The sequence below is a fragment of the Rhodanobacter humi genome, from assembly GCF_041107455.1.
In the GTDB taxonomy this organism is placed as follows: domain Bacteria; phylum Pseudomonadota; class Gammaproteobacteria; order Xanthomonadales; family Rhodanobacteraceae; genus Rhodanobacter_A.
Genome location: NZ_JBGBPY010000001.1, coordinates 534,366 through 560,890 on the forward strand (window position 1 = coordinate 534,366; position 26,525 = coordinate 560,890).

Here is a 26,525-nt window from a genome sequence, read left to right on the forward strand (position 1 = left end):
ACGAACCCGCTCAGCGCCGCCTCGACATCACGCCCCTGCGCAAGCCGGTTCGCCCGGCTGCATCGCATGGAATTCGATGGACAGGCCGAGGTCGTCCCGTGTCGGCGCGAGGAAGGACTCGCCGGACAGGCCGCGGTAGGTCGTCAGCTGGCGCTCGTAGCCGCGCTCCACCCAGCGCCGCGCACGCCCGAGGTCGCTCACGCCGAAGCTCACGCCCAGGATGCGCGCGCCGCCGTTCGCCATGGTCTGCGCGGCGAGGCCCGCGCCGTCGGGCTGGAGCGCCAGCAGCGCGGTCGGGCCGACCGGCACGCAATAGCCCTTCGCGCCGAGTGCGGGCAGCTTGACCGGCACCGCATGGCCGTAGCCCATTTTCTCGAGCTGGCGGCGGTCGGCATCGGCATCGGCCGACACCAGCCAGATCGACGACAGTTCGCGCGCGCCGTTGGGATGCTCGCGCGTCACGCGGTAGTCGGCGGCGTTGGCGGGATCGAACTGATCGGGCGCGTAGCCGGCCGCGTAGTCGATGAAGAAGGTGTTGCTCGACAGCGGCGCATGGTCGAACGCGAACAGCCGCCAGCCCGGCTTCGCACTGTCGGGGCCGGAGAAGAACGGCGTGACCGCGTAGTGCAGTGCCTGCAGCGACTGGTGGATCGCATCCAGCGACGCGGTGCGGAAACCGAAGGTGCGCGAACCCGGGCCGCCCTTCAGCGCCTGCTGGTCTTCCTGCATGCCGGGGTCGAACGCGGGATCGGGCCGGGTGATGCCGAGCAGTTCGATGAAGCTGCTGTCGGCGAAGCGGATGTAGCGATTGGCCACGCCGCCGGGGTCGCGCCCGGGCCGCACCTGGAAGCCCAGCTTGACCGCCATGACCGCGGTGGCCTGGTCGATGCCGCGCCCCCACAGCAGGATGTGGTCGAGCCGCGTGGCGGGTGCCGCGGGAACGGTCGCCGGGGTCGAAGCCTGCGCGACACCCGCGCACAACAGCAGCCATGCCGAAACGTAGCGGATCAGGCGCATGCGCATCCTCACGTGCAAGGTTGGGGAATTTTCCCGGCAAGCCGGCCGGCTTGCTCCGGGCGCCCTTTTATCGGCGGATCGCCGCTCGCCTGCAAGGACAATATCCGGACAAAAACGGCCAACGCACCTGCATGCACGGCGCATTGCGGCATCGATCGGCGACAAGCCCCGCGCTCAGGCACCCGCGCCACGGCGCAGCGACTGCGGCGACATGCCGAACGCGCGGACGAAGGCGCGGCGCATGCGGCTGGCGTCGCCGAAACCCGTCGCCGCGGCGATGTGGTCCAGGCCGAGATGGCTGGTCTCCACCGCGATGCGCGCGGACTCCAGGCGCAGACCCTCCACGACCTTGGCCGGCGTCGCGCCGATCTCCGCCGCGAAGGCGCGGGCGAAATTGCGCGGGCTCATCGCGGCGCGCTCGGCCAGCCGCTCCACCGTCATCGGCTCGGCGAGGCGCGCGCGCATCCAGCCGATCAGCTCGCCGAAGCGCCCGGTGCGGCCACCGCGTTCCACCAGGGCGGAATACTGCGACTGCCCACCATGCCGTCGCTGGTGCACCACCAACTGCTGCGCCGCGCGTCGCGCGATGGCGGGGCCGAGGTCGTCCTCGACCAGCGCCAGCGCCAGGTCGATCCCCGCGGAGATGCCCGCCGAGGTCCACAGCTCGCCGTCCCGCACGAACATCCGGTCGGCATCCAGGCGCACTTTCGGGTAGCGCAACCGGAAGCGTTCGGCCGCGTCCCAGTGCGTGGTGGCGCGCCGGCCGTCGAGCAAGCCGGCCTCTGCGAGGAAGAACGCGCCGGAGCAGACGCCCGCCGTGCGCCGCCACGCGTCGACGCCCAGCCAGGCCATGATGTCGCGCTGGCTCTCCTCGACCTGCGCCAGGTTGCCGCCCGAGACGATCACCGTGTCGAAGCGCTCCTGCCCCAGCGGCGCGGCCGCCAGGCATACGCCCGCGGAACTGCGCACGCTGCCGCCGCCAGGGGCGAGCACCCTGATCGCGTAGCTGTCCGGCCGGAAACGCTCGGCCATCTCGAACACCGCGATCGGGCCGGCCGCGTCCAGCAGCTGGAATCCCGGGAAAACCACGATGGCGATCTCGCGTCGCATGGTGCCGGCCACTCGCATGTGCAGTGGCGGAAAAGTGGCGTAATCGCGAGGCGTGCGTCAAGCCGGGGCGCGAAGCGCTCAGCATGCTTCAAGCCTCCCGGGAAACGGCACCCCGCAGACGCGGGCTAGACTGGCCCCGCCTTCCGCGCGAGCCGCCTCCATGATTCCCCACTTCAGCGACTTCTCCGCCAACGAGCGCACCTACCTCGCCTGGATCCGCACGGCGATCTCGCTGATGGGCTTCGGTTTCCTGATCGAGCGCTTCGACGTGTTCCTCGTCTACACGACACGCGGCGCGGTGCTCGGCAACGGCCTGCACATGCGCGCTTCGGAATGGCTGGGTCTGGGCATGATCCTGCTCGGCGCCGTGCTGATCCTGCTGGCCACCCGCAGCTTCTACCGCAATTGCCGGCTGATCCAGAGCGAAACCGAAGCCTCCTACCGCGGCTCCGCAGTCGAACGCGTGCTGACGGCATTGCTGGTCGCGCTGGCGCTGTTCCTCGTGCTGTACGTGGGTTACCAGCTCACCAGCCTGCAGTGATGCGGTGCCGGAGCGGGCAAGCCGGCACCCTTCCCTCCACAGCGCTACAGTGATCGGCGGGGCCCGGGGCCGGACGTTCAAACAGCCATGCTGATTGGAGGGGAGCCATGCGACATGCGATAGCGCTTGCGGCAGCCTTGTTGATCGGTGCGGGCGCGGCCTGCGCCGCGACCCGCGATCTCGCACCCATCGTGTTGCCGCAGGCTGCAGCGCCCGGCAAGGCGGTGCAGCCGTTCGTCAAGGTGGATGCGCCCGTGGTCGCGCTGTTGCACGTGCGCGTGATCGACGGCAGCGGCGCGCCCGCGCGCGCGAACCAGACGATCCTGATCGAGCACGGCAAGATCGCGGCCGTGGGCGCCGACGGCCTGCCGATACCCGCCGACGCCAAGCGTATCGACCTTTCCGGCCGCACCGTGTTCCCGGGCCTGGTCGGCATGCACGACCACCTGTTCTACATCGCGCGGCCGAACCTTGGCGAGCAGGACGGCAAGCTGCACAGCGATCCGCCGCTGATCGTGCCAGAGATGGCGTACTCGGCGCCGCGGCTGTACCTCGCCATGGGCGTCACCACCTTGCGTACCACCGGCAGCGTCGAGCCGTACACCGACCTCAACCTCAAGCACGACATCGACCAAGGCAAACTGCCCGGCCCGCACATGGACGTCACCGGGCCGTACCTGGAAGGCGCGAACTCGCCCTTCATCCAGATGCACCCCATCCGCGACCCCGAGGACGCGAAGGAAACCGTGGCGTTCTGGGCGAAACAGGGCGTCACCTCGTTCAAGGCCTACATGGACCTCACCCGCGCCGAACTGCAGGCCGCGGTGGACGAGGCGCACCGCCTGGGGCTGAAGGTCACCGGCCACCTGTGCGCGGTCACCTACCGCGAAGCCGCCGCGATCGGCATCGACGACCTCGAGCACGGTTTCTTCGTCAACACCGAGCACGACCCCGGCAAGGCGCCGGACCAGTGCACCGAGTCCGACGGCCTCGCCACGCTGCGTGCGATGGACCCGCAGGGCAGCGACGCCAGGAGCCTGATCCACGACCTCGTGGCGCACCACGTCGCCGTCACTTCGACCCTGCCGGTGTTCGAACAGATGGTGCCGCACCACGCGCCGCTGTGGCCGCAGGCGATGGCCACGCTGAGCCCGCAGGCCAAGCACGACTACCTGCTGTTGCGTGAGCGCACGGACGCCTTGCCACCGGGTGAGGCGCAGAAACGCGGCCTCACGTTCCGCCACGGCATGGCGATGGAACGCGCATTCGCCGCCGCAGGCGGCCTGCTGCTGGCCGGCCCCGACCCTACCGGCAACGGCGGCGTGGTACCCGGCTTCGGCGACCTGCGCGAAGTGGAACTGCTGGTGGAGGAAGGCTTCACGCCCGCACAGGCGATCCGCATCGCCAGCTGGAACGGCGCGCTCTACCTCGGCCTGCAGGACCGCATCGGCTCGATCGCCGCGGGCAAGGACGCCGACCTGGTCGTGGTGAAGGGCGATCCTTCGCAGCACATCGACGACATCGAGCACGTCGAGACCGTGTTCAAGGATGGCGTCGGCTACGACTCGCAAGCGCTGCTGCAATCCGTGCAGGGGCGCTACGGCGAATACTGAGGCTGGCCGCAGGCGCTGCGCGGCCCCGGCGGGACCGCGCAGCGGCGTGACCCGGGTTTCCGGGATCGCCTACATCGCCGGCGCGGGTGTCCCATCGGACCACTTCGCGGCTGGGATCATCAGCACCTGCACCGCCACCACCCCGTCGTGGAACTGCGGGTTCCGCATGACCGGCGAACCCGGCACGTCGGCACCCCAATCTGCTCCGCGCGAAACGTAAAACATCAGGTGCGGCATCCAGTGCCCCGCGTCGTCATTCAGGTAGCCCTGCTTCGACATCATGTAGCACATCGCGCCGGGCTCCAGCGGTGGCAACTGCTTCGCGGCGACGGCGGCCTTCATGCCGTCCATGATCTGTTCCCTGGATTTTCCGGCGAGTGCCAGCTCGGTCCGCTTGAAGGTGATCGGCAGGATCGAGCGTGCCGCCTGCGGGTTGAGGCACATCGGCCCGCGCAACCTGGGATTCCAGAATTCCGGGAAATCGAACTGCGCCGTCCAAGAGCGGTCGACCAGGCACACGAAACCGTTCTTGCCCTCGACCGCCGTGACGTAGCCATGCGGCCCGAGCACCAGGATCGTGGCGTCCCCGGAAATCGCCTTGGGCGCCGCGCTGCGCGCCAGCGCGATCTCCGCATTGCGGTCCGCCATCAGGTATTGCGACAGCGGCGCCATGCTTGGATAGGCGTGCTGCACACCCTTGGCTGTCGAACTTCCGACAACGGCTACCGTCAAGAACAAGCCCAGCATCATGCAAATCTTTGGGCGGACGACATTTCGCTTCATCTCTGTCTCCCGAATGGATCGCACAGGCACCATGAAGATCCGACGCTCATCGGACCGAACCCGGATCGCGCCCGGGCAAAGGCACCCGTGGGCGAACCGTCCCAACGACGAACGGCGCAGGGGGAAATCGACATCCGGTCGGTCCCGCACGCCAAGGCAATCCACAACCCCCGGCCGTAGTCGATTCCCCCGCCCCGCATCGAAGGCCGCGCCCAGCGGCGTACTGATCAACCGTTACGTCCGCGAGGGCGCGGTGCGCACCGGGTCGTTCGGACCCGGCTGACCGGCGCCCGCGCCGCGCGATTGAGATGCGCGCCTCCGCCTCCACATCATGGGCATCCGAACCCGCCCCTGGATCGCCCATGACTTCCCACGCCCCGCTCCGCATCGATTTCGTCTCCGACGTCGCCTGCCCGTGGTGCGCGGTCGGGCTCGCCAGCCTGCAACAGGCGCTGGCGAAGCTCGACGGCGCGGTGCGCACGGACATCCACCTGCAACCGTTCGAGCTGAATCCGCAGATGGCGGCTGAAGGCGAGGACGCCGGCGAGCACATCATGCGCAAGTACGGCATCGACGAGGCGCGGATGGATGCCAACCGCGCGGCGATCCGCGAGCGCGCCGCGGCGCTCGGCTTCGCCTACAACGTGCACCGCGGCAGCCGCGTCTGGAACACCTTCGACGCGCACCGGCTGCTGCACTGGGCCGGCTTGCAGGACGGCGCACGTGCGCTGGCACTGAAGCAGGCGCTGCTGCGCGCCTACTTCAGCGACGGCGAGAACGTTTCCGACCACGACGTGCTCGTCCGCATCGCCGGAGATGCCGGCCTCGATGCCGGCGAAGCACGCCGCGTGCTGGACAGCGGCGAGTACGCCGACGAAGTGCGTGCGCAGGAACGGCGCTTCCAGCAGGCCGGCATCCATTCCGTGCCGGCCACCATCGTCAACGGCACGCATCTGATCTCGGGCGGACAGCCGCCGGAAGTGTTCGAACGCGCGTTGCGGGAGATTGCGGAGCAGGCCACCGGCGCGGGCGGCGTGCGCGAAACACGGTAGCCGCGTTGCCGCATGATCCGCGGCAGCTTGTCGACCGGCAGCGCGTCCACGCGACGCCGGTCGAAGCCGGTCGCACGCTGCGCCTGCTGCAGTGAATCGACGACGGCCTCGAGCGAACGGCGGCCGGAAGACGGCGTGGAATATCCTCAGCGCACCCCGCGCACCGGCAGGATGGCCCAGGCGCCCAGCGCGACCAGGATCGCCGCCACGACGAACAGCACCGCATAACTCCCGCCGCTCGCGGACAGGATGCCCGGGGCGATCGCCGGCATCAGCGACTGCGGCAGCACGCTGGCGATATTGAAGATGCCCAGGTTCCTGGCCGCATGGGTTTCGCGCTCCGGCAGCACGTCGGTCACCAGCGCGAGGTCGGCCGCCAGGTACACGCCCTGCGCGACGCCGGCAAGCGCCATCGCCGCGAGGAACCAGGGATACGAGGCGGCGAAGGCGATCGCCAGCAGGGCCAGCGCATAGAGCAGTGCGGCGCCGGACACGAAGACCTTGCGTCGCCCGAGGGCATCGGACAAGCCGCCGCCCAGCACACTGGAGACCGCCACCGCGCAGGACTGCACCAGGGTGGACAGGAAGATCCGGCGCGGCACCTCGGCGGGCGCGCAGCCCAGCTGGCCGATCAGGTAGAACTCCTGGTAGGTCATCAGCAGCGAGACCCCGGCGTAAAGCAGGAATCGGCTGCTCCAGGCCCAGGAGAAATCGGGGAAACGCAGCGGATTGATCCAGAAGCTGCCCAGGAACTCGCGCCACCCGTAGCGTGGCCGCCGGGCCGCGGCCAATCGATGATCAGGCAGCACCCAGGCCAGCAGTAGCGCCGCAGCCAGTGCAATCGCCGCCGGCACCAGGAACATCGCGAGCGTGGAATCCGCGAGGGCCTCCACCAGGAAGGTGCCCCCCGTCATGCCCAGCGGCAGGCTGATGTTCACGATGCCGGACACCGTGCCGCGCTGCGACGCCGGGATCTGGTCGGCGAGGATCGCCGCCAGCGCGGCGAGTTGCGCGTTGCAGGCAAGCTGCGTGACGCACCAGCCCAGCAGGAGCTGCGGAACCGACGCGGCCGTCGCGATCATCGCCAGCCCCGCCGCTCCCCCCAGGGCGCCGACGACCAGCCAGGGCCGGCGCATGCCGAAACGCGAAGTCGTGCGATCCGACAGGCGACCGAAGAACGGGTTGCCGAACAGCGCCATCAGCGCGCCCACGCCCACCACCAGCGACAGGCTGCCGGTCGCGTGCGCCGGCGCGATCACGCGCACGCGCATCGCCAGACCCAGCAGGATGGGCGGAAGCAGCGCCATCCACAGGCCCGTGTAGGCCATGCCGTAAATCACGATGAACGGCCAGCCGGCGCGGCGCAGGTGCGGCGCCGCACCCGCGTGCGCACCGGCCGGCACGGGAAGCCCGCGCATCGCAGCTTCAGCCTTGTCGTCGATCACCGTCTCCACCCCGTGGGTCCGCGCGCCAGGCTCTCGGCGAACCCGGCGCCGGCACAGGGCGAATACTACGGTTTCCCGGGCGCGGCCGTGGATGCGCGCAAATGCACCCGGTAAGGCACGCGCGACTGCTGGGGCACGACGGACTCGCGGATCGACTGCAATACGTTCTGGACGGCCAGGCAACCGAGCTCGCGGCACGGCTGGTGCACCGTGGTCAGGCCGGGCGACACCAGCTGCGATACCGGCGTGCCGTCGAAGCCGCATACCGACAGGTCGCCGGGAATCGCCAGCCCGCGTTCGTAGGCCTCGCGCATCGCGCCGCAAGCCATGTCGTCGTTTGCGGCGAAGATCGCCGTGGGGGGGCGCCGCCTGTCGAGCAGCGTCCTGGCGCCGGCCACGCCCGACGCGAAAGCGAAATCCCCGTCCACCACCAGCGACTCGTCGTACGCGATGCCGGCCTTGCGCAGCGCATCGCGATAGCCGCTGAGCCGCCAGGTGCGCGCGCCGTGCCCCTTCAGCCCGGCGATGTGGCCGATCCGCCGATGCCCGAGCGAGACCAGGTGCTCGACGATCTCGGCCGCCGCCCTGCGCTCGTCGAAGCCGACGTCGATGCGCGACTGGCGCAACCGGGAGGAAATCGTCGAGTACGGAATGTCCAGCTCGTCGAGTCGCTGCAGCAACTCGGCATTGTTCGCATGCGGCGGCACCAGCACCAGCGCGTCGGGCCGGTGCGTCGCCACGAAGCCGTCGATCCGCGCGGCCAGGTCGTCCGCCGCGTCGAAGGGGTGCAGCACCGCGTTGTACGGCGTCCCCTTGCACGCCTGCAGCACGCCCACGATCACCTCCATGGTGTAGCTGGAGCCGGCCATCGGGTTGTCGTACAGCAGCGCGACCAGGTACGAGCGGTTCCCCGCCAGGCTGCGTGCGGACGCGTTCGGCACGTAGTTGAGCGCGCGGATCGAAGCTTCGATCCGCGTGCGCAGCTTGGCGCGCACGCTCGCATAGCCGTTGAGCACGCGGGACACCGTCTTGGTGGACACGCCGGCATGCGCAGCGACGTCTTCGATTCTCGCAGGCATGTGCAGATCCGGCCCCCGTATGGCTTGCAGCGCCCATGCTACCCCAAGCGGAAGGCGCGCAACCATCCGGATTCCGCCCGCCCCACTCAAAAGTACCAGCGCTGGTATTTTCTATTGACAGCGCTTGTACATTTGACTAGCGTGCGATGGCGCAAGAGCCCGCGACGCAGGGGAGAAGGGTCGCGTCGACCGGGCACTCACTCGACACTGGGGAGATACCGAAGTGAAGAAGCCATCCATGCATCCGCATGCGCGCAACGCCGGCCAGCTGCGCCTGCTGCCTTTTGCGATCGCGATGACGTTGTTCGCGGCCGGGCCGTCGCATGCACAAGCCGCGCAGCCCGCGCCACAGGACACCGACCAGGCCGCGCAGACCGCACCGGCCACCACGAAGGATTCGAAGGCCGCGGCGAAAAAGAAGAATGCCTCCACGACGGCGAACGAGAAGGAGGCGAAGCAGCTCACCGGCATGACCGTCAACGGCTTCTCGTCCAGCTTGAATCGCGCGCAGGACATCAAGCGCTACGCCGACACCGTGGTCGATGCGATCTCGGCGCAGGACGCCGGCTCGCTGCCCGACCTGTCGGTAACCGAGGCCTTGCAGCGCGTGCCGGGCGTGGCCGTCAGCGCGTTCGGCATCGCCGCCGACCCGGACCACTTCTCGATCCAGGGTTCGGACATCAGCCTGCAGGGCCTGCCCTACACCAGCACGCTGTTCAACGGCCGCGAGGTGTTCTCCGCCGGCGGCGGCCAAGGGCTGAACTTCGCCACGGTATCGCCGGAATTGATCGGCTCGGTGGTGGTGAGCAAGAACCAGACGGCGGACATGATCGAGGGCGGCATCGCCGGCTCGATCGACCTGCACACGCGCATGCCCTTCGACAGCAACAAGGACACCCAGGCCTCCGTCACCCTCGGCGACTATTGGGGCGACCTGGCCAAGCGGGGCACGCCGCAGATCGCCGGCCTGTTCAGCCACAACTGGAGTACCGATATCGGCCGCTTCGGTTTCCTCGCGAACGTGGCCTACGACCGCATCGACCAGACCGACAATGCGATTTCCGTGGTCGATTACCAACGACGCTGCAATGGCTGCGACCTGCCGGGCGGCAGAACCGACGCCTTTCCCGGTCTTGCGCCGGGCGAATATCGCTACGTGCCGGTCGGCGGCGACCTTCGCCACCAGGACGAAACAAGCACGCGCTTCGGCCATGCGCTGGCCCTGCAATGGGAAAGCCCGGACAAGACCTGGCAAGCCGCGCTGACATGGAATCGGGCATCGGACTCCGAGACCACCTTCGAGCACACCCTGCAGGCATCGACGGATGGTTGCAACGGCCAGACGCTGGCTGGCTGTGCCGTGCCGCTGGCGGGCACCACGCCGGTGTACGACGCCAACGGCGTATTCCAGTCCGGCACCATTTCGGGCGATCCGGCCGCATCGACCTTCCTGCCGCTCACCTATGGCGGCGTGCCGACGCAGCTGGATACCGCCGGCTTCAAGCGGCGTTACGTGACCAACGACTACGCCTTCAACCTGAAGTGGAACGTCAATGATCGGCTGCACTTGAGCCTGGACGCGCAAGACACCCATTCCGATTACTCGGATTCGTACTACTACATTCGCCAGATGACCCAGGCCAACTGGTACATCGCCACGCACGGCAACGGCGTACCCACGATCAAACTGTTGGCGCCCGATCCCAACGAAACGACGGCCCAGTATTTCGCCAACCCCAACAACACCTATTGGTCAGCGGCACAGGATCACCAGGAGAAGTCCTGGGGCAACCAGCGCGCCTTCCGCCTGGACGGCAGCTTCGACGTGGACAAGGGGCCGCTGGACAACATCCAGTTCGGCTTCCGGCACAGCGACCAGAAAGAAACGCTGTATTCCTCGCCGTACAGCTACTTCTGGGACATCAGCACGCCTTACGCCGGCGGGCCGGGACTGGCGGTCACTGCCGCCGACACCCCCGGCAACGTTTCCCCGTACCACGTCAACCTGCCGGCCTTCGGCAACGGCGATTTCGGCGTGGTCGCGCCCTTCTTCAACCTGAACCCGCAGTCGCAATTCTGGCAATCCGTCGCCGCGATGAAGCAGATCAACCAGCAGTCGCTGGCCATCAACCCGGGCTGGAGCTGGTGGAGTCCCTACTACACCAACTACGAACGGGACCAGTACGGCTATACCTTCGTGCCGGGCACGCATTATCTGCCGCAGGAAATCTCCTCCAACGGGGAGAAGACCAACGCCACCTATCTGCGCCTGAACTTCAGCAACAGCAACATGGATTTCCTGAGCGGCCTGCAAATCAGCGGCAACATCGGCGTGCGCTACGTGCATACCCAGGACGATGCCTCGGGCTACCTGCTGCTGCCGGACATGAGACAGGCCCTCGGCAACGCCAGCGTCCCGGAGTACTGCCTGGGCGTAACGAAGAACGGCACCCAACCGGCCTCACCAGGCACGTTCTGCGCGCTCACCTCGGCGCAGCAGCAGCAATACGTGACCTTCGCCAACGGCGGGTACAGTCCGATAACGGCCAGCAGCGGCTACGGCAACTGGCTGCCCAGCTTCAATCTGGCGATCGGCTGGACGGACGACCTCATCACCCGTTTCGCATTCTCCGAGTCGATCTTCCGACCGGCGCTCAACCAGCTGGAGGCGGGCCAGTCGATCAGCGGGCTGCTGCCTTACGGCACCAATGGCAGCACCGAGCCCACGGTGGGCAACGGCTATAACGGCACGAACCCCTACCTCAGGCCCATCACTGCGCACAATTTCGACCTGAGTCAGGAGTGGTATTTCGGCAACGCCGGTTCGCTGACCGGCATGCTGTTCTGGAAGCAGTTGAACCACACCATCCAGTACATCACCAACGTGGTGAACACCACGGTGACGAACAACGGCGTGACCTATCCGGAGCAGTACACGGCGGGCCTGGCCAACCTCAACCAGAAGGGCAGCGTGGGCGGGGCGGAACTGGCCTACCAGCAGAAATTCGATTTCCTGCCTGGTTGGCTGTCCGGCTTCGGCGTGCAGACCAACTACACCTACATCAAGCCGCATGGACTGGCCTTCGGCGTGGTCAACTACTGCCCCGCCACGTATCTGCCGGCTACGCAGTGCGTCAACCAGCTCAAGCTGCCACCAGGCGAACTGTCCCGCGATACCTTCAACTTCACCGCGTATTACGAAAAAGGCCCGCTGTCGGCACGCCTGGCGTGGAACTGGCGCTCGCAGTTCCTCATCACCGGCCAGGAGGCGGATTATCCCTTCCTGCCGGTCATGGCCGCCTCCCAGGGCCGGCTGGACGGTTCGCTGATCTACTCGCTCAACGACCACGTCAAGGTGGCGCTGCAGGTGGCCAACCTGTTGAACTCGACGTTCAAGAGCCGCGAAATCATCGACACCAACGGCACCACCGTGCCCAAGGGCTTCTTCCGCGACGACACCCGCTACAACCTCAGCCTGCGCGCGGACTTCTGACCGGGCGCGTGCAACAGGCTCCCGCCATGGCGCATGCCGGACCACGTGCCATGGCGGCATGGAACGGCAGCTCGACGATCTCCCCGATTGCCGCCATTCCCGCGAAGGCGGGAATGGCGGCCTTGTTCGCCTGCCTGCTGTCCATCGCGTGCGCGGCGTCGCCAGTGCATGCGACAACGACGACAACCGCGGCTTCCGCGGCGCCCCGCATCGAGGCCATCGCCCATGCGGGCTGCAACGCCATCGCCTCGCGCGTCGATGCACCGCCGGGGAACGCCCCCGTCCTGTTGCGCAGCTACGACAGCCGGCGCGGGCAAGGCGCACCCGCCCTGCCGCCGCTGCACTCGGCGGCATTCACCTACGACAATGCGCTCGCCGTCATCGCCCTGCTCGCGTGCGGCAGGCGGCCACAGGCGGAGCGCATCGGCGAGGCATTGCGGCGCGCGGCCATGCACGACACGCGTCTGCGCGATGCGTATCGCGCCGGCGTCGTCGAAGGCGACAAGCCGTTGCCGAACGGTTGGCGGGATGCGCAGCGGAAGCAATGGGTCGATGCCGCGCACGAGTATTCCGGCGCGTACCAGGACGGCACGTCGTGCGGGAACGTCGCATGGACCGCACTGGCGCTGCTGGCGCTGCATGACGCCACCGGCGAGACGCGCTGGCGCGATGCCGCCGTGCATCTCGCCGACTGGGTCGTCGCCCATGCATCGGACGCGCATGGCGCGGCCGGCTTCCATGGCGGCGTCGAGTCCTACCTGCTGGTGCCGCGCAAGGCGTCGTGGAAATCGACCGAGCACAACATCGACCTTGCCGCGATGTTCGCGTGGCTGACCCGGATCTCCGCGCCCGGTGGCGACTGGAACGCGCAGGCACGGCGCGCCCGCGATTTCGTCGCGCTGCAATGGGATACCGCAAGCGGGCATTTCTGGACGGGCACCGAGGGCGACGGCACGACGCCGCTGCGCTCGCCGTCCGCGCTCGACGTGCAGCTCTGGGCGCAGCTCCTGCCGGACGCGCCGAAGGCCTGGCGGCGTGCGCTGGACTGGGTCGAGCGCATGCATGCGGTCAAGGGTGGCTTCGCCTTCACCGACGCCCGTGACGGCATGTGGACGGAAGGCACCGCACAAGCCGCGCTCGCCTGGCGATGGGTCGGCGACGAGGCCAGGGCCGACTTGCTGTTCGCGTCGATCGCGCAACAGGCCTCGCCGGGCGGGTTCCTGTACGCCACGCCCCAGCCGCGCGTCGTGGCGTTGTACGCCTGGTACTACCACCGGCCATGCCTCGCCGCGACGGCATGGGCGGTGATCGCCGCGTCGAACCGCAACCCCTACCTGCCGAATCGCGCGCTTGCCATCCGGCACCCGCGATGAGCATGCTTCCAACCTGTTCCGCAAAAACGAAGGGAACGTCATGGCACTTCACAAGACCCGCATTGCTTCCTTGATCGGCGTCGCCCTGCTGGCATTCGGCGGGACCTGCGCAACCGCGAACGCGAGCGGCGATGCACGCCCGTGGATGAACCCGAAGCTGTCGCCGGACCAGCGCGCCGAGCTGGTGCTGAAAGCGATGACGCAGGACGAGAAGTTCCGCCTGATCCGCGTCGACTTCGGCGACACCGAGAACGGCCACGTCATGGCGCCGGGCGCGCTGGGTTCCGCCGGCTATGGCCCGGCGATCGCGCGGCTGGGCCTGCCGGCCATCCAGGAAAGCGACGCGGGTCTGGGCGTGGCCAAGCCGCACAAGCTCGGCGCCACCGCCCTGCCCTCGGGCCTGGCCACCGCGGCCAGTTTCGATCCGGCGGTGGCTTACGCCGGCGGCGCGATGATAGCCAGCGAAGCGCACCGCCGCGGCTTCAACGTGATGCTGGCCGGCGGCGTGGACCTGGTGCGCGATCCGCGCAACGGCCGCAATTTCGAATACGCGGGCGAGGATCCGCTGCTGGCCGGCCTGATCGCCGGCAACGCCATCGCCGGCATCCAGAGCCAGCACCTCGTCTCCACCATCAAGCACTACGCGCTCAACGACCTGGAAACCGACCGCACCACGCTGAGCGCGAACATCGACCGCGCCGCCGCGCGCGAGTCCGACCTGCTCGCCTTCGAGATCGCCATCGCCACCGGCAAGCCCGGCTCGGTGATGTGCTCCTACAACCGCATCAACGCGGTCTACGCCTGCGAGGACGACTGGCTGCTCAACCAGGTGCTGAAGCACGACTGGCACTACCCCGGCTTCGTGATGTCGGACTGGGGCGCGGTGCACAGCGGCGCGAAATCCGCGCTGGCCGGGCTGGACCAGGAATCGGCCGGCGAGACCTTCGACAAGGAGGTGTACTTCGACCAGCCGCTGCGTGCCGCGGTGGCTTCCGGCGAAGTGCCGCAGTCGCGCATCGACGACATGGCGCAGCGCATCCTGCGCAGCCTGTTCGCGGCCGGCGTGATGGACCATCCGGCCACGCAGTCGACTATCGACTTCGCCGCCGACCGCAAGGTGGCGCAGCGCGCCGAAGAGGCCGGCGCGGTGCTGCTGCGCAACCAGGATGCGCTGCTGCCGTTGTCCGCCGCGCAGTCCGTGGCGGTGATCGGCGGCCATGCCGACAAGGGCGTGCTGACCGGCGGCGGTTCCTCGGCGGTGCAGTCGCCGCAGGGCAACGCGGTGCCCGGCCTTGCGCCCACGGAGTGGCCGGGGCCGCGCATCTACCAGCCGTCCGCACCGCTGGCCGCCATCCAGCAACGCGCGCACGGCACGGTGAGCTATGCCAGCGGCGAGGACATCGCCGCCGCCGCGAAGCTGGCCGCGCAGGCCAAGGTGGCCGTGGTGTTCGTCGAACAGTGGGCGGCGGAAAGTTTCGACGTGCCGCACCTCGCCCTGCCGGGCAACCAGGACGCGCTGGTGGAAGCCGTGGCCAAGGCCAACCCGCACACCATCGTGGTGCTGGAGAACAACGGCCCGGTCGCGATGCCGTGGCTCGACCGGGTGGGCGCGGTGCTGGAAGCGTGGTATCCCGGCGCGGCCGGTGGCGAGGCCATCGCGCGGCTGCTGTACGGCGAAGTCGATCCCTCCGGCCGCCTGCCGGTGACCTGGCCGCGCGACGAATCGCAACTGCCGCGCCCGGCCATCCCCGGCGCCGGCCTCGCCGCCATCGGCCTGCCGCCGCAAGGCCAGCCGGCGCAGGACGTGGACTACAACATCGAAGGCGCCGACGTGGGTTACCGCTGGTACCAGCGCAAGCAGCTCGAACCGCTGTTCCCGTTCGGCTACGGGCTCACCTACACGCACTTCGACTACAGCAGTTTCGTGCCCCACGTGGCGAACGGCAAGGTCACCGCCTCGTTCACCGTCACCAACCGCGGCGCGCGCGCGGGCGTGGACGTGCCGCAGCTCTACGTGACCCTGCCCGGCTCCAACCGGGTGCGGCGACTGGCCGGCTGGTGTCGCGTCAGCCTGAAGCCCGGCCAGTCCGTGCACCTCACGGTCAACGCCGACCCGCGCCTGCTGGTGGACTTCGACGGCAAGAGCCAGCGCTGGCAGCAACCGGCCGGCGACTACCAGTTGCAGCTGGGGCATTCGGCGACGTCGTTCCAGGGCGAAAGCAAGCTGACGCTGGCAGCGGCGGCCTGGGCAGCGGATGCGTCGCCGGCTGGCGTGCCGCAACCCTGCGTGGCCGACCGCACGCTGTGACGCGTACCGCGACACGCCTGCAACATGCCGCGGGCGTGTCGCGGGCTCGCCGGCGCCGATCGCATCGCGCCATCAGGCAGGAACGTAGGTCAGCCTGATCACGTCCTCGATGACCAAATCGGTGGCCACGAGGCGCAGCCGCGGTCGCGGGCCCGCGAAGAACGGCTTGCCGCGGCCAAGCACGACGGGGTGGAGGTAGATCCGATACTCGTCGATGAGGCCAAGGTCGGCCAGGCTGTGCGCGAGGCCCGGTCCGGCGACTTCGATTTCGCCGGCGAGTTCGCTCTTCAGTTTCCGCAGCGTCGCTTCGATGTCATCGGCGACCAGGGTGGCGTTCGGGCCGACCGACGTCAGCGTGCGCGACACGACCCACTTCGGCTGGCTGCGCCATGCCGCCGCGTAGTCGCGTTCCGCCGCGTCCCAATCCGGAAGGTCGTCGTCCCAGTAGCGCATGACCTCGTACATGCCGCGACCGTACACCATGCCCGCCAGGTCGCGTACCCGCTCCGTGAAGTGACGAAAGAGCGACGGATCGGGAGGCCCGAAGGCTTGGTGGTCGACGTAGCCGTCCAGGGACTGGTTCATTTCGAACACGAGCTTCGCCATCGGAAATCTCCACTCTGGTCTTACCGTCACGACGAACGGACGGGCCCGAACTCGACAAGGGACCGGAAAGGTTCTCAGCCTCGGGCCGGCGGCGCCGGCATCGACAGTGCGTGCCTGGCCATGGCGACCGTGGCAGCCAGGTCGGCACCGGCTTCCAGCACGACCGCGCGCTCGTCCGCGGCGGGTTCCTCCAGCGTCGCCAACTGGCTGTCGAGCAGGCTCGCCGGCATGAAATGCTGCCGCGCGCGCAGTCGGCGCGCGAGTTCGTCGTGCGGTACGCGCAGATAGAGCAGGCGCAATGCCGGGTCCGCTCCACGCAGCACATCGCGGTAGGCGCGGCGCAACGCGGAGCAGGCAAACACCGCGCCCTGCCCGCGGTGCGTCGCGATCGCGGCGGCGATCGCCTCTAGCCATGGCCGGCGATCCGCGTCGTCCAGCGGGATGCCGGCGCTCATCTTCGCGATGTTCGCCGCGGGATGCAGCCCGTCGCCTTCCACGAAGTCCACGCCGCATGCACGCGCCAGCGCGGCGCCGACATGGCTCTTGCCGCTGCCGGAGACGCCCATCACGACGATCGTCGGCGATGCCGGCATCAGGTTCGCCTGCAAGACGCGGCTCCGGAAGAACGGATCGACCCGTTGCGCCTGTCCACGGATCACGGTCCGCGCGGGGGCGCCACACTCTCTGCCGCGTGGGCCTGGTTCGGCAAGGCCGCCAACCAGGCCAGCACCGTCTTCGACAGTTCGAGGCGCTGGTCGGAATAGGCATGGTCGGTCGGCAGGTGCGTGGTGCTCACGCGGGTGTCGCCCGCCTTGCGCAAGGCGGCGGCGAACGCGTCGTTCTCGGCGGCCAGGCCATCGTCCGAGGTGACCACAAGCACGCTGCGGTTCTTCAAGGTGCCGACGCTGGCTTGGAACGACCAGTCGGCGGCGTGCTGCAGCAATTCGCGGGCGAGGCCTTCCGGGGTGCAGCCGGCCAGCGGCGCCATACCTTCGCCGGCAAGCCCCGCGCCGGCGCGGGCGATCGCCTCGCGTTCGCCCCGCGTGGCCCGCAGTGACTGCATGCGCCCGCCGAGGTCGGCGGCGGAAATCGTGGCGAAGGCCTTGATGGCCGGATCGCGGGCCGCCCCCTCCACCGCCATGAAACCGCCCATGCTGTGGCCGATCAGCACGATGCGGCCCGGGTCGAGTCGCAGCTTGCCGGCGACGCCGGGCTGGCGCAGGTAGGCCAGCGCGGCCGTGGTGTCCTCGATGCCGTGCGAGAACGAGAAGTCGCCCGGCGTGCCCCACGAGCCGCGGTAGTTGAAATACAGCACGTCCCAGCCCGCGCGGCGCATGTCCTGCGCCAGGTCGAGGTTGCGCTCGTTGCCGGGGAAGCCGTGCAGCAGGATCACCGCCGGATGCGGCCCGGCGCCGGCGGCGACATAGACCAGCGCATTCATCAGCGCACCATGGCTGGGGATCTGCATCGTCTGCATCTCCGCCCGGTCGCCGCCCTTGGGGGCGGCGACGATGTGGTTGTCCGTCGCCGGATGCGCGTGCAGCGGCGTAGGCGCCAGGCCGAGGACGCTGGCGAGAACAAGCGAGAAGGCGATGGTGGTCGCAGCGCGATGCATGGCGGATCTCCCCAGGTGGCCGCCGGGCGCCGCTGCGCCCGTGGCACGGTCGGCGGACTGTAGCAAAAAACGGGTCGGTTCCGGCCCATGCGACGGCAGCCACTTTAGGTCGCCGCAAACGCCACCATCTACGACATAGTCCCGCCGCCGGAGATCGCCATGACCACCTACCGCAAGACGCCCGAGGCGCTGGCCGGGCTCACCCCCGAGCAATACCGGGTGACCCAGCAGGGCGCCACCGAGCACCCCGGCACCGGCGAATACCTGCACCACTCGGCGGTCGGCATCTACGTCGACGTGGTGTCCGGCGAGCCGCTGTTCGCGTCCTCCGACAAGTTCGATTCGCACTGCGGCTGGCCCAGCTTCACCAGGCCGATCGAGCCGGCCAGCGTGCAGGAACTGCGCGACACCTCGCACGGCATGATCCGCACCGAGGTGCGCTCCGCGCACGGCGACAGCCACCTCGGCCACGTCTTCCCCGATGGCCCGCGCGAGCGCGGCGGCCTGCGCTACTGCATCAACTCCGCCTCGCTGCGCTTCATCCCGCGCGAGGACATGGAGGCCGAAGGTTACGGCCGCTACCTCGACCAGGTGGAGGGCGCGCGATGAGCAGCGAACGTGCCATCCTCGCCGGCGGCTGCTTCTGGGGCATGCAGGAGCTGATCCGCCGGCAACCGGGCGTGCTCTCCACCCGCGTGGGCTACGCCGGCGGCGACGTGCCGAACGCCACCTACCGCCACCACGGCACGCATGCCGAGGCGGTGGAGATCGTGTTCGACCCCGCGCGCACCAGCTACCGCGCGCTGCTGGAATTCTTCTTCCAGATCCACGACCCCAGTACACCGAACCGGCAGGGCAACGACCGCGGCAGCTCGTACCGCTCGATGATCCTCTACACCGGCGATGCGCAGAAACGCATCGCCGAGGAAACCATCGTCGACGTGGACGCCTCCGGCCTGTGGCCGGGCAAGGCGGTGACCGAAATCGCGCCCGCGGGCGATTTCTGGGAGGCCGAACCGGAGCACCAGGACTACCTGCAGCACTACCCCGACGGCTACACCTGCCACTACCCGCGGCCGGACTGGCGCCTGCCGCACAAGGAGGCCGCGGCCCGCTGAATCGCACCGTCGCCAGCCGCACGCGTGGCCGGCCATGACGGCGCATGCCGCGAACCGACCCATCGAACCCCGCCCGGTGTCCTGGCACGCAGGGCGGGGCTCGATCCGCCACGTTCCCGACGATGGATCCCGGCCGAGCATGTTCAACAAGATCAGAAACTGGCGCGCACGGCGCATCGTTGCCCGGCGCCCGATCGCAGAGGCACTTTGGCGGGACGCATTGCGGCGCTGCGCGCCCGCACGCCGGCTGGGCGCCTCCGACCAGGCCACGTTGCGCGTGCTGGCGACGCTGTTCCTGGAAAGCAAGTCGCTGGAGCCGGTCAAGGGGCTGGAACTGGACGACGCCGACCGCGTGCTCCTCGCGACCCACGCCTGCCTGCCCATCCTGAAACTGGGTCTCGATTGGTACGACGGCTGGCACAGCCTCATCGTCTATCCCGGCGCGTTCATTCCCGGCCGCACGCAAACCGACGCCGCCGGTGTGGAACACCAGACCCACACCGTGATGGCCGGCGAGGCGTGGGGACGCGGGCCGGTGATCGTCTCGTGGGCGGATGTGCTGCATGGCGGAACGCGGCCGGGCCACAACGTGGTCGTCCACGAAATGGCGCACAAGCTCGACATGCTCAACGGCGACGCCAACGGTTTCCCGCCCCTGCACCGGCGCATGGACCGCCGCGTGTGGACGCGGGTCTTCTCGGGCGCATGGGATCGCCTGCAGGCAGACCGGCGCGACGGAGTCGAGTTGCCGATCGACCCGTATGCGCTGGAGAGCCCGGCCGAATTCTTCGCGGTGGCCAGCGAGCAGTTTTTCGAGGCACCGGCCACCTTGCGCGAGCATCTGCCGGACGTCTATCGACAGCTTGAGCAGTTTTACCGGCAACACCCGTTCTGAGCGCCCAACGTTCACGCGCAAGGGGTTCCGACCGGGCTGGCTAACCTTGAACCCGCGCAGCGAGTTTTTTCATCGCTGCATTTTCGTAGATGACTTGGCCAACTTCCCGATGGTGCAAAGCCACCTCTGCGGCGATCGAGCGACCGAGTATCCGCTGATCGATAGTGCCGAACGACCCGGGCACGATGCTTCCCAACCAACCGACCCAGGCCGGGGTATGGGCGTTGCCGACGATGATGCCGGGGCGAAAGATGGCGAGACGGGCAAAGCCGATGTTGCGCACGGTGTCTTCCTTCATGCCCATGACGCGGGCATAGCGAAACCGGCTGCGGGCTGAGCTTCCTGCTGCGGAAAGCAGGCAAAACTGGGCGATGCCGGCGTCACGGCAGCCGCGCGCAAAGGCGCCGACGACGCCGAGTTCAAGCCGTTGCAATGCTTCTTCGCTCCAGCGTGCCGATCCCGAACCGACACCCACGCAGCTCACCGCGCTGACGGGACCCTGGCTGGAAACTTCGCGGGCAAGGGCGGCAGTGCGCCCGGCGAAGTCGGCAGCGCCGGTATCGAGAACGACGTTGCGCACCCTCGATCGTGCCGCAATGGGCTTTCTGGTGACCATCACCACTTCCCGGCATTCCGGAATGGCCAACAGCTCCGCGACGGCGGCACCACCGACTTGCCCGGTACCACCGAGGACGATTGCGGCGAAATTCTGCTTCATGAGCAATGCCCTGCCTGAGTGATGCGTTAGTTCGCCGCCAGCATGCGCGCCAACCTGGCATGTTGCGAAGACTCGTTGAGGACACCGTGCCCTGCTTCGTCGCGATGGGAGCGCCGCGGGTGCTCGCCGATACCTGCCGGGCGTGGCTCAAACAAGGCGCCGGCGATGACGCATCGATCGCCATCCGCCAGCACCCGCGGCAGGAACGCGCCCTGGAAGCAAACGCTTTCGGCCATGGCGCGGAGACACTCGCCTGCACCGACCCGAGCGGCCGCGACGCCCCAGACACCAAGCCAGAGGGCATTCAACCTCGGCCCCGTCCCCGGCTCCCTCGATGGGGGAACCCCGGACGAAGGAACCTGTCTACCGGCGGCTGGCCGGAACACGCGCAGACGGCAGGCGCAGGTTTTGTATGGGTAGTTGGCTTGAATGAGGCGGTGTCATCGAACGTTCCGGGCAGGGCCGACATCAACGGGAGGGCGATCGTGCGCGCGGTCTGGCCTTGCTCGACAGCGATACGCGCGCGACCTTGGGTCACCAAGGCTGGCGACAGCCGGCGCTGACGCGCCAGGCGCGGGTGCTCGTGCTGGCTTTGGTGTTGGCGCTGCACGCACTGTTCGTACTGATGCTGTGGTACGCGGTGCAGCTCAGGCCGCAGTACCTGGCGCTGGTGCCTGTCGATGGCGATCAGGTGCTGGTCGTGCGCCTGCTGGATCATGTCAGCACGCCGCCGCCTGCACCACCCGCGCTGCCCCAGTTGGTGCCGCCGCGGCAGACGGCAACCCCACGCGTGCGCCCCGTGTCGCAGGAGAAGCCTCGTCGTGACGCGATGGTCGTGCAGGATCATCAAGCGGCACCTGCGCCGGCAGCTTCCACGCCGGCCGCCAGCAGTCTGTTCGCCAAGGATGGCTCGATACGGCTACCGCCCGCGGTGACGGACTACTCGGCAAGCACCAACGCCAAGGCCAAACCGGCCAAGCCCGCGGACGACCGCCGGATCATGCAGCACGACAGCAACCGCATGCACTACAAGGCCACCCGTTTCGAAAAATATTTCCCGCCGCCGAACGAGACGGCCGGTGGCGCGGTGGGTCGCCATATCGGCGATGCGATCAAGGCGATCGCCAAAAGCGTGTGCGATCCCACCAAGCGCAGTACGGCTTCCAACCTGCTGTGCGGCGTGCCTCCCATACCCCCTTCGCCCAAGGAAGGCGACGAGCGCCTCAACCTGCCGCCGCCGTCGCTGGTCGGCGACCCGCACCCGATCCAGTCGCCGCCGCTGTCGACCTGCATCGCCGAGTACAACGACACCAAGCCACTGTCGTACGGCTGTCCGACAGATACGCCCGACCTGGCCTTCAAGGCCGAGATGCGTGAATGCATCGATCTGTTCCGCGCAGGCAAGCGCCTCAAGACCTGGTGCCCGGCCGATACATCAAGGCGCGCAGCGGCCGAGTCGTCCACGCCGGCGGCTTCCGCGAGCGTGGGTTTGCACTGATGTGCGCTTCCCGGTGTTTTCCATCCGGGAACCACGGTGCGTGCCGGCAGTCGCAGATAGTCGCGTGAGATCAGGAAGGCTTGCAGCCGGGTAGCCGCAGGTCGGGCGTACGGCAAGCAACCACGTACCTGCGGCGCCGGTTGCAAACCTTCCTGATTTCGACAAAAAGTGCCAGCTGTTTCTTGCTCACGGCCCCAGCATCCGCGGCACCAGCGCGTGCCACCCCGGCGTGTCCCACAGCAAATAGACGGCGATGGCGAAGGGCAGATACAAGCCCAGCCAGACCAGGTACGCCCGGTGTACCGTCCGATGCCTGACCACGTCCCAGAGGAAGATCGGCGACACCACCAGCGGCACGTAAAGCAGGGTCGAAAGCGGGCTGGCCGGCCCAGTGGTCGGCAGCCAGGCGATACGGTCGATCCCCGCCGACAACGGGACGGCCACCGCGAGGAACATCATCCGCTTGTGGAAGCCCGGGTCGGTGCGCCGCGCGCGCAAGGCCAGCCAGATGCAGATGGGAAAGAGGGTGCCGGCGCTGATCTGGAACAACGCGATGTTGTCCAGGAACAGCAGCGTCTGCCGCAGCTTTTCCTGCACCGGCGGCGGTGCTGTCTGGGCTCCGTGCCAGACCTGCTGGTAGATCGCCGGGACAAGGATGAAACCGACCACGACGATGGTCGGAACGAGCAGGAAAGCCGCGCGCCCCAGCAGCATGTGCCGATCGCGCCGGCCCGTCGCCATCAGCCAGGCCTGGGCGAGCAGCACCAGCAGGAAAGCCCCCATGAGCACGGCATGCACGTGCAGGACAGGCGGGAACGGCGGCCTGGCACCGGCCCGCACCATTTCGACCTTCATGATCGCGTCCGGGATGAACCCGGTCAGCGTGACGGCGATGAAGAAGGCCGCCATGAAGACCCAGATCCAGCGGTCGATCGCCAGGGCAAGCGGCCTGGCAGGCGAATAAAGCGGTTGCGCGTAGTTCGTGGCCATGACACATCCCCTGTCAGCACTTTCCGCAACGGATGGCTCGACCTGGGCCGGCACCATGCCGAGCATGATGCCGGGAGCGCAGACGAGCCCGATGGCACGCTCCGCCAGTGTTCCCCCGGAAACAGGGGAACGTGGCGTTCGTGCCTCCCTCAAAGCTGGTACTTCACCCTCACTGCCCCGCCGGACCATTCCGGCCACAACGCCTCCACCGCCCCCCCATCGACTCCACCCGGCCGGAAAGCACCCCTCTTTCCCGACAACGAAGTCGACGTGACGCACGGCGTGCCGCGGCATGGTGAGCTTTCCGCACCGCTCCCGCAACAGCCGGCTAAACGGCCAAAAAGCTGTCAGGGACAATGCGAACGTGGAAGGTGTGGACGAACCGGCCTCAGGCGAACCAGCCAGCCGCGGCAGGCGGAACCCGGGCGCCACAGCCCCGCAGACTCGGGCTACCCTGTCCCTGTTTCCCCCTGTCCTTGTCCGCGCAACCGACCACGGGAGAACCACGATGATCCGTCGATCCCTGCTGCTGCCACTGCTGGCGGTCCTGCTGGTGGGCTGCGATCCGGCGCCGAAGGCGGCCGGTGACACCGCAGCCGCCCCCGAAGCCACCGCCCTGCCCCTGTTCGATACCTTCGGCGACCTGCACCACGATGTGGCCAGCCGCGTGCCCGCCGCCCAGCGTTATTTCGACCAGGGCCTGCGCATGGCCTACGGCTTCAACCACGAGGCGGCCGGGCGCGCCTTCGCCGAGGCGGCGCGGTTGGACCCGCAATGCGCGATGTGTGTCTGGGGCCAGGCCTTGGTGCTGGGGCCGAACATCAACCTGCCGATGGACCCGGCGCACGCGAAGGACGCCACCGCCCTCGCTGCACGCGCAGCGAGCTTGGCCGCCACGGCGCGCCCGGTCGACCGGGCTTTGATCCAGGCGCTGCAGCTGCGTTACGCCGACCCGGCGCCGGAGGACCGCAAACCGCTGGACCGCGCCTACGCCGACGCGATGGCGCGCGTGGTCGCGCAGTTTCCCGAGGACGACGACGCGGCGACCCTGTACGCGGAGGCGTTGATGGATCTCTCGCCCTGGGCGTACTGGGAAAAGGACGGCGCCCCGGCCGAGTTCACCCCGCGCCTGCTCGGCGAACTGGAACGCGTGCTGGCGCGCAACCCGCGCCACATCGGCGCCATGCACTACTACATCCACGCCACCGAGTCCTCGCCCGAGCCGCAGCGCGCCGAACCCTACGCCGATGCCTTGGCGGCGCTGGCGCCCGGTTCGGGCCACTTGGTGCACATGCCCGCGCACGTCTACATCCGCGTCGGCCGCTACCACGACGCGACCTTGACCAACCTCGCCGCCGCCACCGCAGACACGGATTTCCTCGCGGTGTGCCACGGCAGCAACGGGGTCTACCCGCTGGGCTACGTGCCGCACAACTGGCACTTCGCCACGATGACGACGGGCCTGACCGGCTCGCGCACACTGGCGCTGCACGCGGCGGAGCAGACCGCCCGGCGCGCCGACCGCGCCGTGATGGGCGAGGCGCCGATGGCGTTCATGCAGCAGTACGTGGTCACGCCGCTGTTCACCCAAGTCCGCTTCGGGGACTGGGACGCAATCCTCGCCGATCCCGCCGTGCCGCCGGAACCGCCGTACCCGGCCGCGATCCGGTACTTCGCCCGCGGCATGGCGCACCTGCGCAAGGGCGCTCTGGCCGAGGCCGCGCACGAAGCCGACGCCCTGCATGCGGCCGCCATCGATCCGGCCATGGCGAAGGTGAGCTTCTTCGACATCAACCATGCCGACGGCGTGTTGCGGGTCGCCGATGCCTTGCTGCGCGGCGAACTGCTGCGTGCGCAGGGCGAGCGCGCACAAGCCATCGCCACGTTGCGCGAAGCGGCCGCCGCCGAGGACGCCCTGGCTTACAACGAGCCGGCCGACTGGCCGCTGCCGGTCCGCCCCTACCTGGGCGCCGCGTTGCTCGAAGCGGGCGACGCCAGCGGCGCGGCGGAGGCATTCAATCAGGATCTGAAGACCTACCCGCTCAATGGCTGGTCGCTGTTCGGCCTGGCGCAAGCCCAGCAGAAACTCGGGCAGGCCGACGCCGCGCGCGAAACCTCGCAGCGGCAGGCGGTCGCATGGCAGTGGGCCGATGCGCCGCTGACGGCGGCGCGGTACTGACAGCAAGCGTCAGGGACGATGCGGGCGCAGTGGGGGCCTGCCGAGTGGACGGGCCGGCGAGGCGTCCCGTCCTTGCCTCGACCCATGCGCGGCTGGGCCACCAGCCACGCACGAACCGGGCAGCACTCGATGCAGCGACTGCGGATTTGCAAGCGCCCTGCCTTGCGCGCCATCGCCACCGCGAACTATCCCCCCAAAGGGCAAGGATCACTTGGCCCCGACGGCACCCAACTTCGCCCGGTGGCGGCATTCCCACGCCAGCCCGCGATATGGCGAACGGCACCAGGCCGGCGTATGGTCCGCAAGTTGCGTTGACCCGGGGGAAGGCATGGCCATGCACATGGAAGGAAGCATCGAAGCAAGTGAAGTGATGCATCCGGACGTGTTGGAGTCACCGCAACTCACGTTCGCCGCATTGAACGCAAAGATCGACGCGCTGCCCAAATTTCCAGAGGCTTCGACGATCCTGCCGTTGAGAGCCAGGTGGGGGTTCGCAGCCGTCATTGCGGGCGCACTGTTTGCCCTGCTCAGCGTCAGGCTGCTTCCGGGTAACGCAACCTGGACGCTCATCCTCGGCTCGTCAGGTGTAGCCGTTGAGATCGCCGGAGGTATTGTCCTCGTCCTCTCCGAGATGCCCAGGAAGTGGCCGACATTCGCCGGCGAGCGACGCGAATTCGCGGCTGAACTGGATTTCGATTTCCCTGAGCACTTGAAGCTTGTCGACTGGCTACGCACCTTTCCGCTCGACCAACGCGAAAAGCTGAGCGAGTTCATCACCTACCGGCACGCGCGCATGAAGGAGAAACTCCCCATGCTCACCGGCAGTATCGAGAAACTTGGCGCCCTGCCCATCGTCATCGCGCTCTACCTGCAGTTCAAGGATATGCACTGGCCGCCTCATCCCAGCTGGCTGGAGGTCGGCCTGATCTTTGCGCTGGTTTTTGGCTACTGGCTGAGTGTGCTGCAAATCAACGTCAGGCTACGGATCCAGCTCTACGAGATGTTGCTCAGCAAGGCGCTGACGCAGAAGGCCCGGTGAAAGTCCGAGATACCAGAGCAGAGCAAATACAGTGTCAGGGACAACTTGCTTGA

The 26,525-nt window shown here is 68.3% G+C and carries 23 protein-coding genes; 12 read left to right on the top strand and 11 right to left on the bottom strand.

Translation table 11 applies throughout. From position 1 onward, the window contains the following. Positions 1-27: 27 nt before the first annotated feature. Together AB7878_RS02520 and AB7878_RS02525 are read right to left on the bottom strand one after the other, a co-directional pair. Positions 28-1,017 (bottom strand): VOC family protein, encoded by a 990-nt coding sequence (locus AB7878_RS02520; RefSeq protein WP_369492844.1) that lies wholly within the window; start codon positions 1,015-1,017, stop codon positions 28-30. A gap of 174 nt (positions 1,018-1,191) precedes the next feature. Beyond that, the gene (locus tag AB7878_RS02525; RefSeq protein ID WP_369492845.1) at positions 1,192-2,127 is read right to left on the bottom strand and encodes a GlxA family transcriptional regulator; all 936 of its coding nucleotides are present in this window, start codon (positions 2,125-2,127) and stop codon (positions 1,192-1,194) included. A 160-nt stretch (positions 2,128-2,287) separates the two neighbouring features. On the opposite strand from AB7878_RS02525, the gene AB7878_RS02530 reads away from it, so the two are divergent. Together AB7878_RS02530 and AB7878_RS02535 are read left to right on the top strand one after the other, a co-directional pair. After that, positions 2,288-2,668 (top strand): YidH family protein, encoded by a 381-nt coding sequence (locus AB7878_RS02530; RefSeq protein ID WP_369492846.1) that lies wholly within the window; start codon positions 2,288-2,290, stop codon positions 2,666-2,668. Positions 2,669-2,775: 107 nt separating this feature from the next. Then, on the top strand, positions 2,776-4,281 hold the full coding sequence (locus AB7878_RS02535; protein ID WP_369492847.1) for an amidohydrolase family protein: 1,506 nt from the start codon (positions 2,776-2,778) through the stop codon (positions 4,279-4,281). A gap of 69 nt (positions 4,282-4,350) precedes the next feature. Here the strand turns inward: AB7878_RS02535 and AB7878_RS02540 are convergent, their stop codons facing one another. Next, positions 4,351-5,295, bottom strand: coding sequence for a hypothetical protein (locus AB7878_RS02540; protein WP_369492848.1), 945 nt, complete (start codon positions 5,293-5,295; stop codon positions 4,351-4,353). A gap of 131 nt (positions 5,296-5,426) precedes the next feature. Here AB7878_RS02540 and AB7878_RS02545 point away from each other — a divergent pair, with 131 nt between their 5' ends. Continuing rightward, positions 5,427-6,116, top strand: coding sequence for a DsbA family oxidoreductase (locus AB7878_RS02545; RefSeq protein WP_369492849.1), 690 nt, complete (start codon positions 5,427-5,429; stop codon positions 6,114-6,116). Between the two features lie 146 nt (positions 6,117-6,262). Here the strand turns inward: AB7878_RS02545 and AB7878_RS02550 are convergent, their stop codons facing one another. Beyond that, on the bottom strand, positions 6,263-7,534 hold the full coding sequence (locus AB7878_RS02550) for an MFS transporter (RefSeq protein ID WP_369492850.1): 1,272 nt from the start codon (positions 7,532-7,534) through the stop codon (positions 6,263-6,265). Positions 7,535-7,626: 92 nt separating this feature from the next. Continuing rightward, complete coding sequence (locus tag AB7878_RS02555) at positions 7,627-8,640, bottom strand: LacI family DNA-binding transcriptional regulator (RefSeq protein ID WP_369492851.1); 1,014 nt, start codon at positions 8,638-8,640, stop codon at positions 7,627-7,629. 223 nt (positions 8,641-8,863) lie between these two features. Here AB7878_RS02555 and AB7878_RS02560 point away from each other — a divergent pair, with 223 nt between their 5' ends. Genes AB7878_RS02560 through AB7878_RS02570 form a run of 3 tightly spaced genes read left to right on the top strand, consistent with a single transcriptional unit; the run spans position 8,864 to position 15,814 of the window. Continuing rightward, positions 8,864-12,133, top strand: coding sequence for a TonB-dependent receptor (locus tag AB7878_RS02560; protein WP_369492852.1), 3,270 nt, complete (start codon positions 8,864-8,866; stop codon positions 12,131-12,133). 50 nt (positions 12,134-12,183) lie between these two features. Next, a complete protein-coding gene (locus tag AB7878_RS02565; protein ID WP_369492853.1) occupies positions 12,184-13,506 on the top strand; it encodes a hypothetical protein in 1,323 nt (440 codons plus the stop codon). Between the two features lie 40 nt (positions 13,507-13,546). Beyond that, positions 13,547-15,814 (top strand): beta-glucosidase, encoded by a 2,268-nt coding sequence (locus tag AB7878_RS02570; protein WP_369492854.1) that lies wholly within the window; start codon positions 13,547-13,549, stop codon positions 15,812-15,814. Positions 15,815-15,886: 72 nt separating this feature from the next. On the opposite strand, the gene AB7878_RS02575 is transcribed toward AB7878_RS02570, so the two are convergent. The 3 genes from AB7878_RS02575 to AB7878_RS02585 all read right to left on the bottom strand — a co-directional run bounded on the left by AB7878_RS02575 (position 15,887) and on the right by AB7878_RS02585 (position 18,035). Further along, complete coding sequence (locus AB7878_RS02575; RefSeq protein WP_369492855.1) at positions 15,887-16,420, bottom strand: dihydrofolate reductase family protein; 534 nt, start codon at positions 16,418-16,420, stop codon at positions 15,887-15,889. A gap of 74 nt (positions 16,421-16,494) precedes the next feature. Further along, positions 16,495-17,028 (bottom strand): gluconokinase, encoded by a 534-nt coding sequence (locus tag AB7878_RS02580; RefSeq protein WP_369492856.1) that lies wholly within the window; start codon positions 17,026-17,028, stop codon positions 16,495-16,497. 47 nt (positions 17,029-17,075) lie between these two features. Next, positions 17,076-18,035, bottom strand: coding sequence for an alpha/beta hydrolase family protein (locus AB7878_RS02585; protein ID WP_369492857.1), 960 nt, complete (start codon positions 18,033-18,035; stop codon positions 17,076-17,078). A gap of 159 nt (positions 18,036-18,194) precedes the next feature. Here AB7878_RS02585 and msrB point away from each other — a divergent pair, with 159 nt between their 5' ends. The 3 genes from msrB (at position 18,195) to AB7878_RS02600 (ending at position 20,048) form a co-directional block, all read left to right on the top strand. Then, positions 18,195-18,644, top strand: coding sequence for a peptide-methionine (R)-S-oxide reductase MsrB (msrB, locus tag AB7878_RS02590; protein ID WP_369492858.1), 450 nt, complete (start codon positions 18,195-18,197; stop codon positions 18,642-18,644). Further along, entirely contained in the window at positions 18,641-19,153 is a 513-nt protein-coding gene (msrA, locus tag AB7878_RS02595; protein ID WP_369492859.1) for a peptide-methionine (S)-S-oxide reductase MsrA, read from the top strand. Before msrB ends, msrA begins: the two co-directional genes overlap by 4 nt. 139 nt (positions 19,154-19,292) lie before the next feature. Continuing rightward, a complete protein-coding gene (locus AB7878_RS02600; RefSeq protein ID WP_369492860.1) occupies positions 19,293-20,048 on the top strand; it encodes a M90 family metallopeptidase in 756 nt (251 codons plus the stop codon). Positions 20,049-20,088: 40 nt separating this feature from the next. Here AB7878_RS02600 and AB7878_RS02605 read toward each other — a convergent pair whose 3' ends face one another. Then, positions 20,089-20,766: a Rossmann-fold NAD(P)-binding domain-containing protein gene (locus AB7878_RS02605; protein WP_369492861.1), complete on the bottom strand. Its 678-nt coding sequence runs from the start codon at positions 20,764-20,766 to the stop codon at positions 20,089-20,091. A gap of 26 nt (positions 20,767-20,792) precedes the next feature. Further along, positions 20,793-21,002, bottom strand: a complete 210-nt coding sequence (locus AB7878_RS02610) for a hypothetical protein (protein WP_369492862.1) — start codon at positions 21,000-21,002, stop codon at positions 20,793-20,795. A gap of 266 nt (positions 21,003-21,268) precedes the next feature. Here AB7878_RS02610 and AB7878_RS02615 point away from each other — a divergent pair, with 266 nt between their 5' ends. Further along, positions 21,269-22,264 (top strand): hypothetical protein, encoded by a 996-nt coding sequence (locus AB7878_RS02615; protein ID WP_369492863.1) that lies wholly within the window; start codon positions 21,269-21,271, stop codon positions 22,262-22,264. Positions 22,265-22,450: 186 nt separating this feature from the next. Here the strand turns inward: AB7878_RS02615 and AB7878_RS02620 are convergent, their stop codons facing one another. Beyond that, positions 22,451-23,254 (bottom strand): hypothetical protein, encoded by an 804-nt coding sequence (locus tag AB7878_RS02620; RefSeq protein ID WP_369492864.1) that lies wholly within the window; start codon positions 23,252-23,254, stop codon positions 22,451-22,453. Positions 23,255-23,762: 508 nt separating this feature from the next. Here AB7878_RS02620 and AB7878_RS02625 point away from each other — a divergent pair. After that, positions 23,763-25,433, top strand: a complete 1,671-nt coding sequence (locus tag AB7878_RS02625) for a tetratricopeptide repeat protein (protein WP_369492865.1) — start codon at positions 23,763-23,765, stop codon at positions 25,431-25,433. 328 nt (positions 25,434-25,761) lie between these two features. Then, positions 25,762-26,472, top strand: a complete 711-nt coding sequence (locus AB7878_RS02630) for a hypothetical protein (RefSeq protein WP_369492866.1) — start codon at positions 25,762-25,764, stop codon at positions 26,470-26,472. The last annotated feature ends 53 nt before the right edge of the window (positions 26,473-26,525 follow it).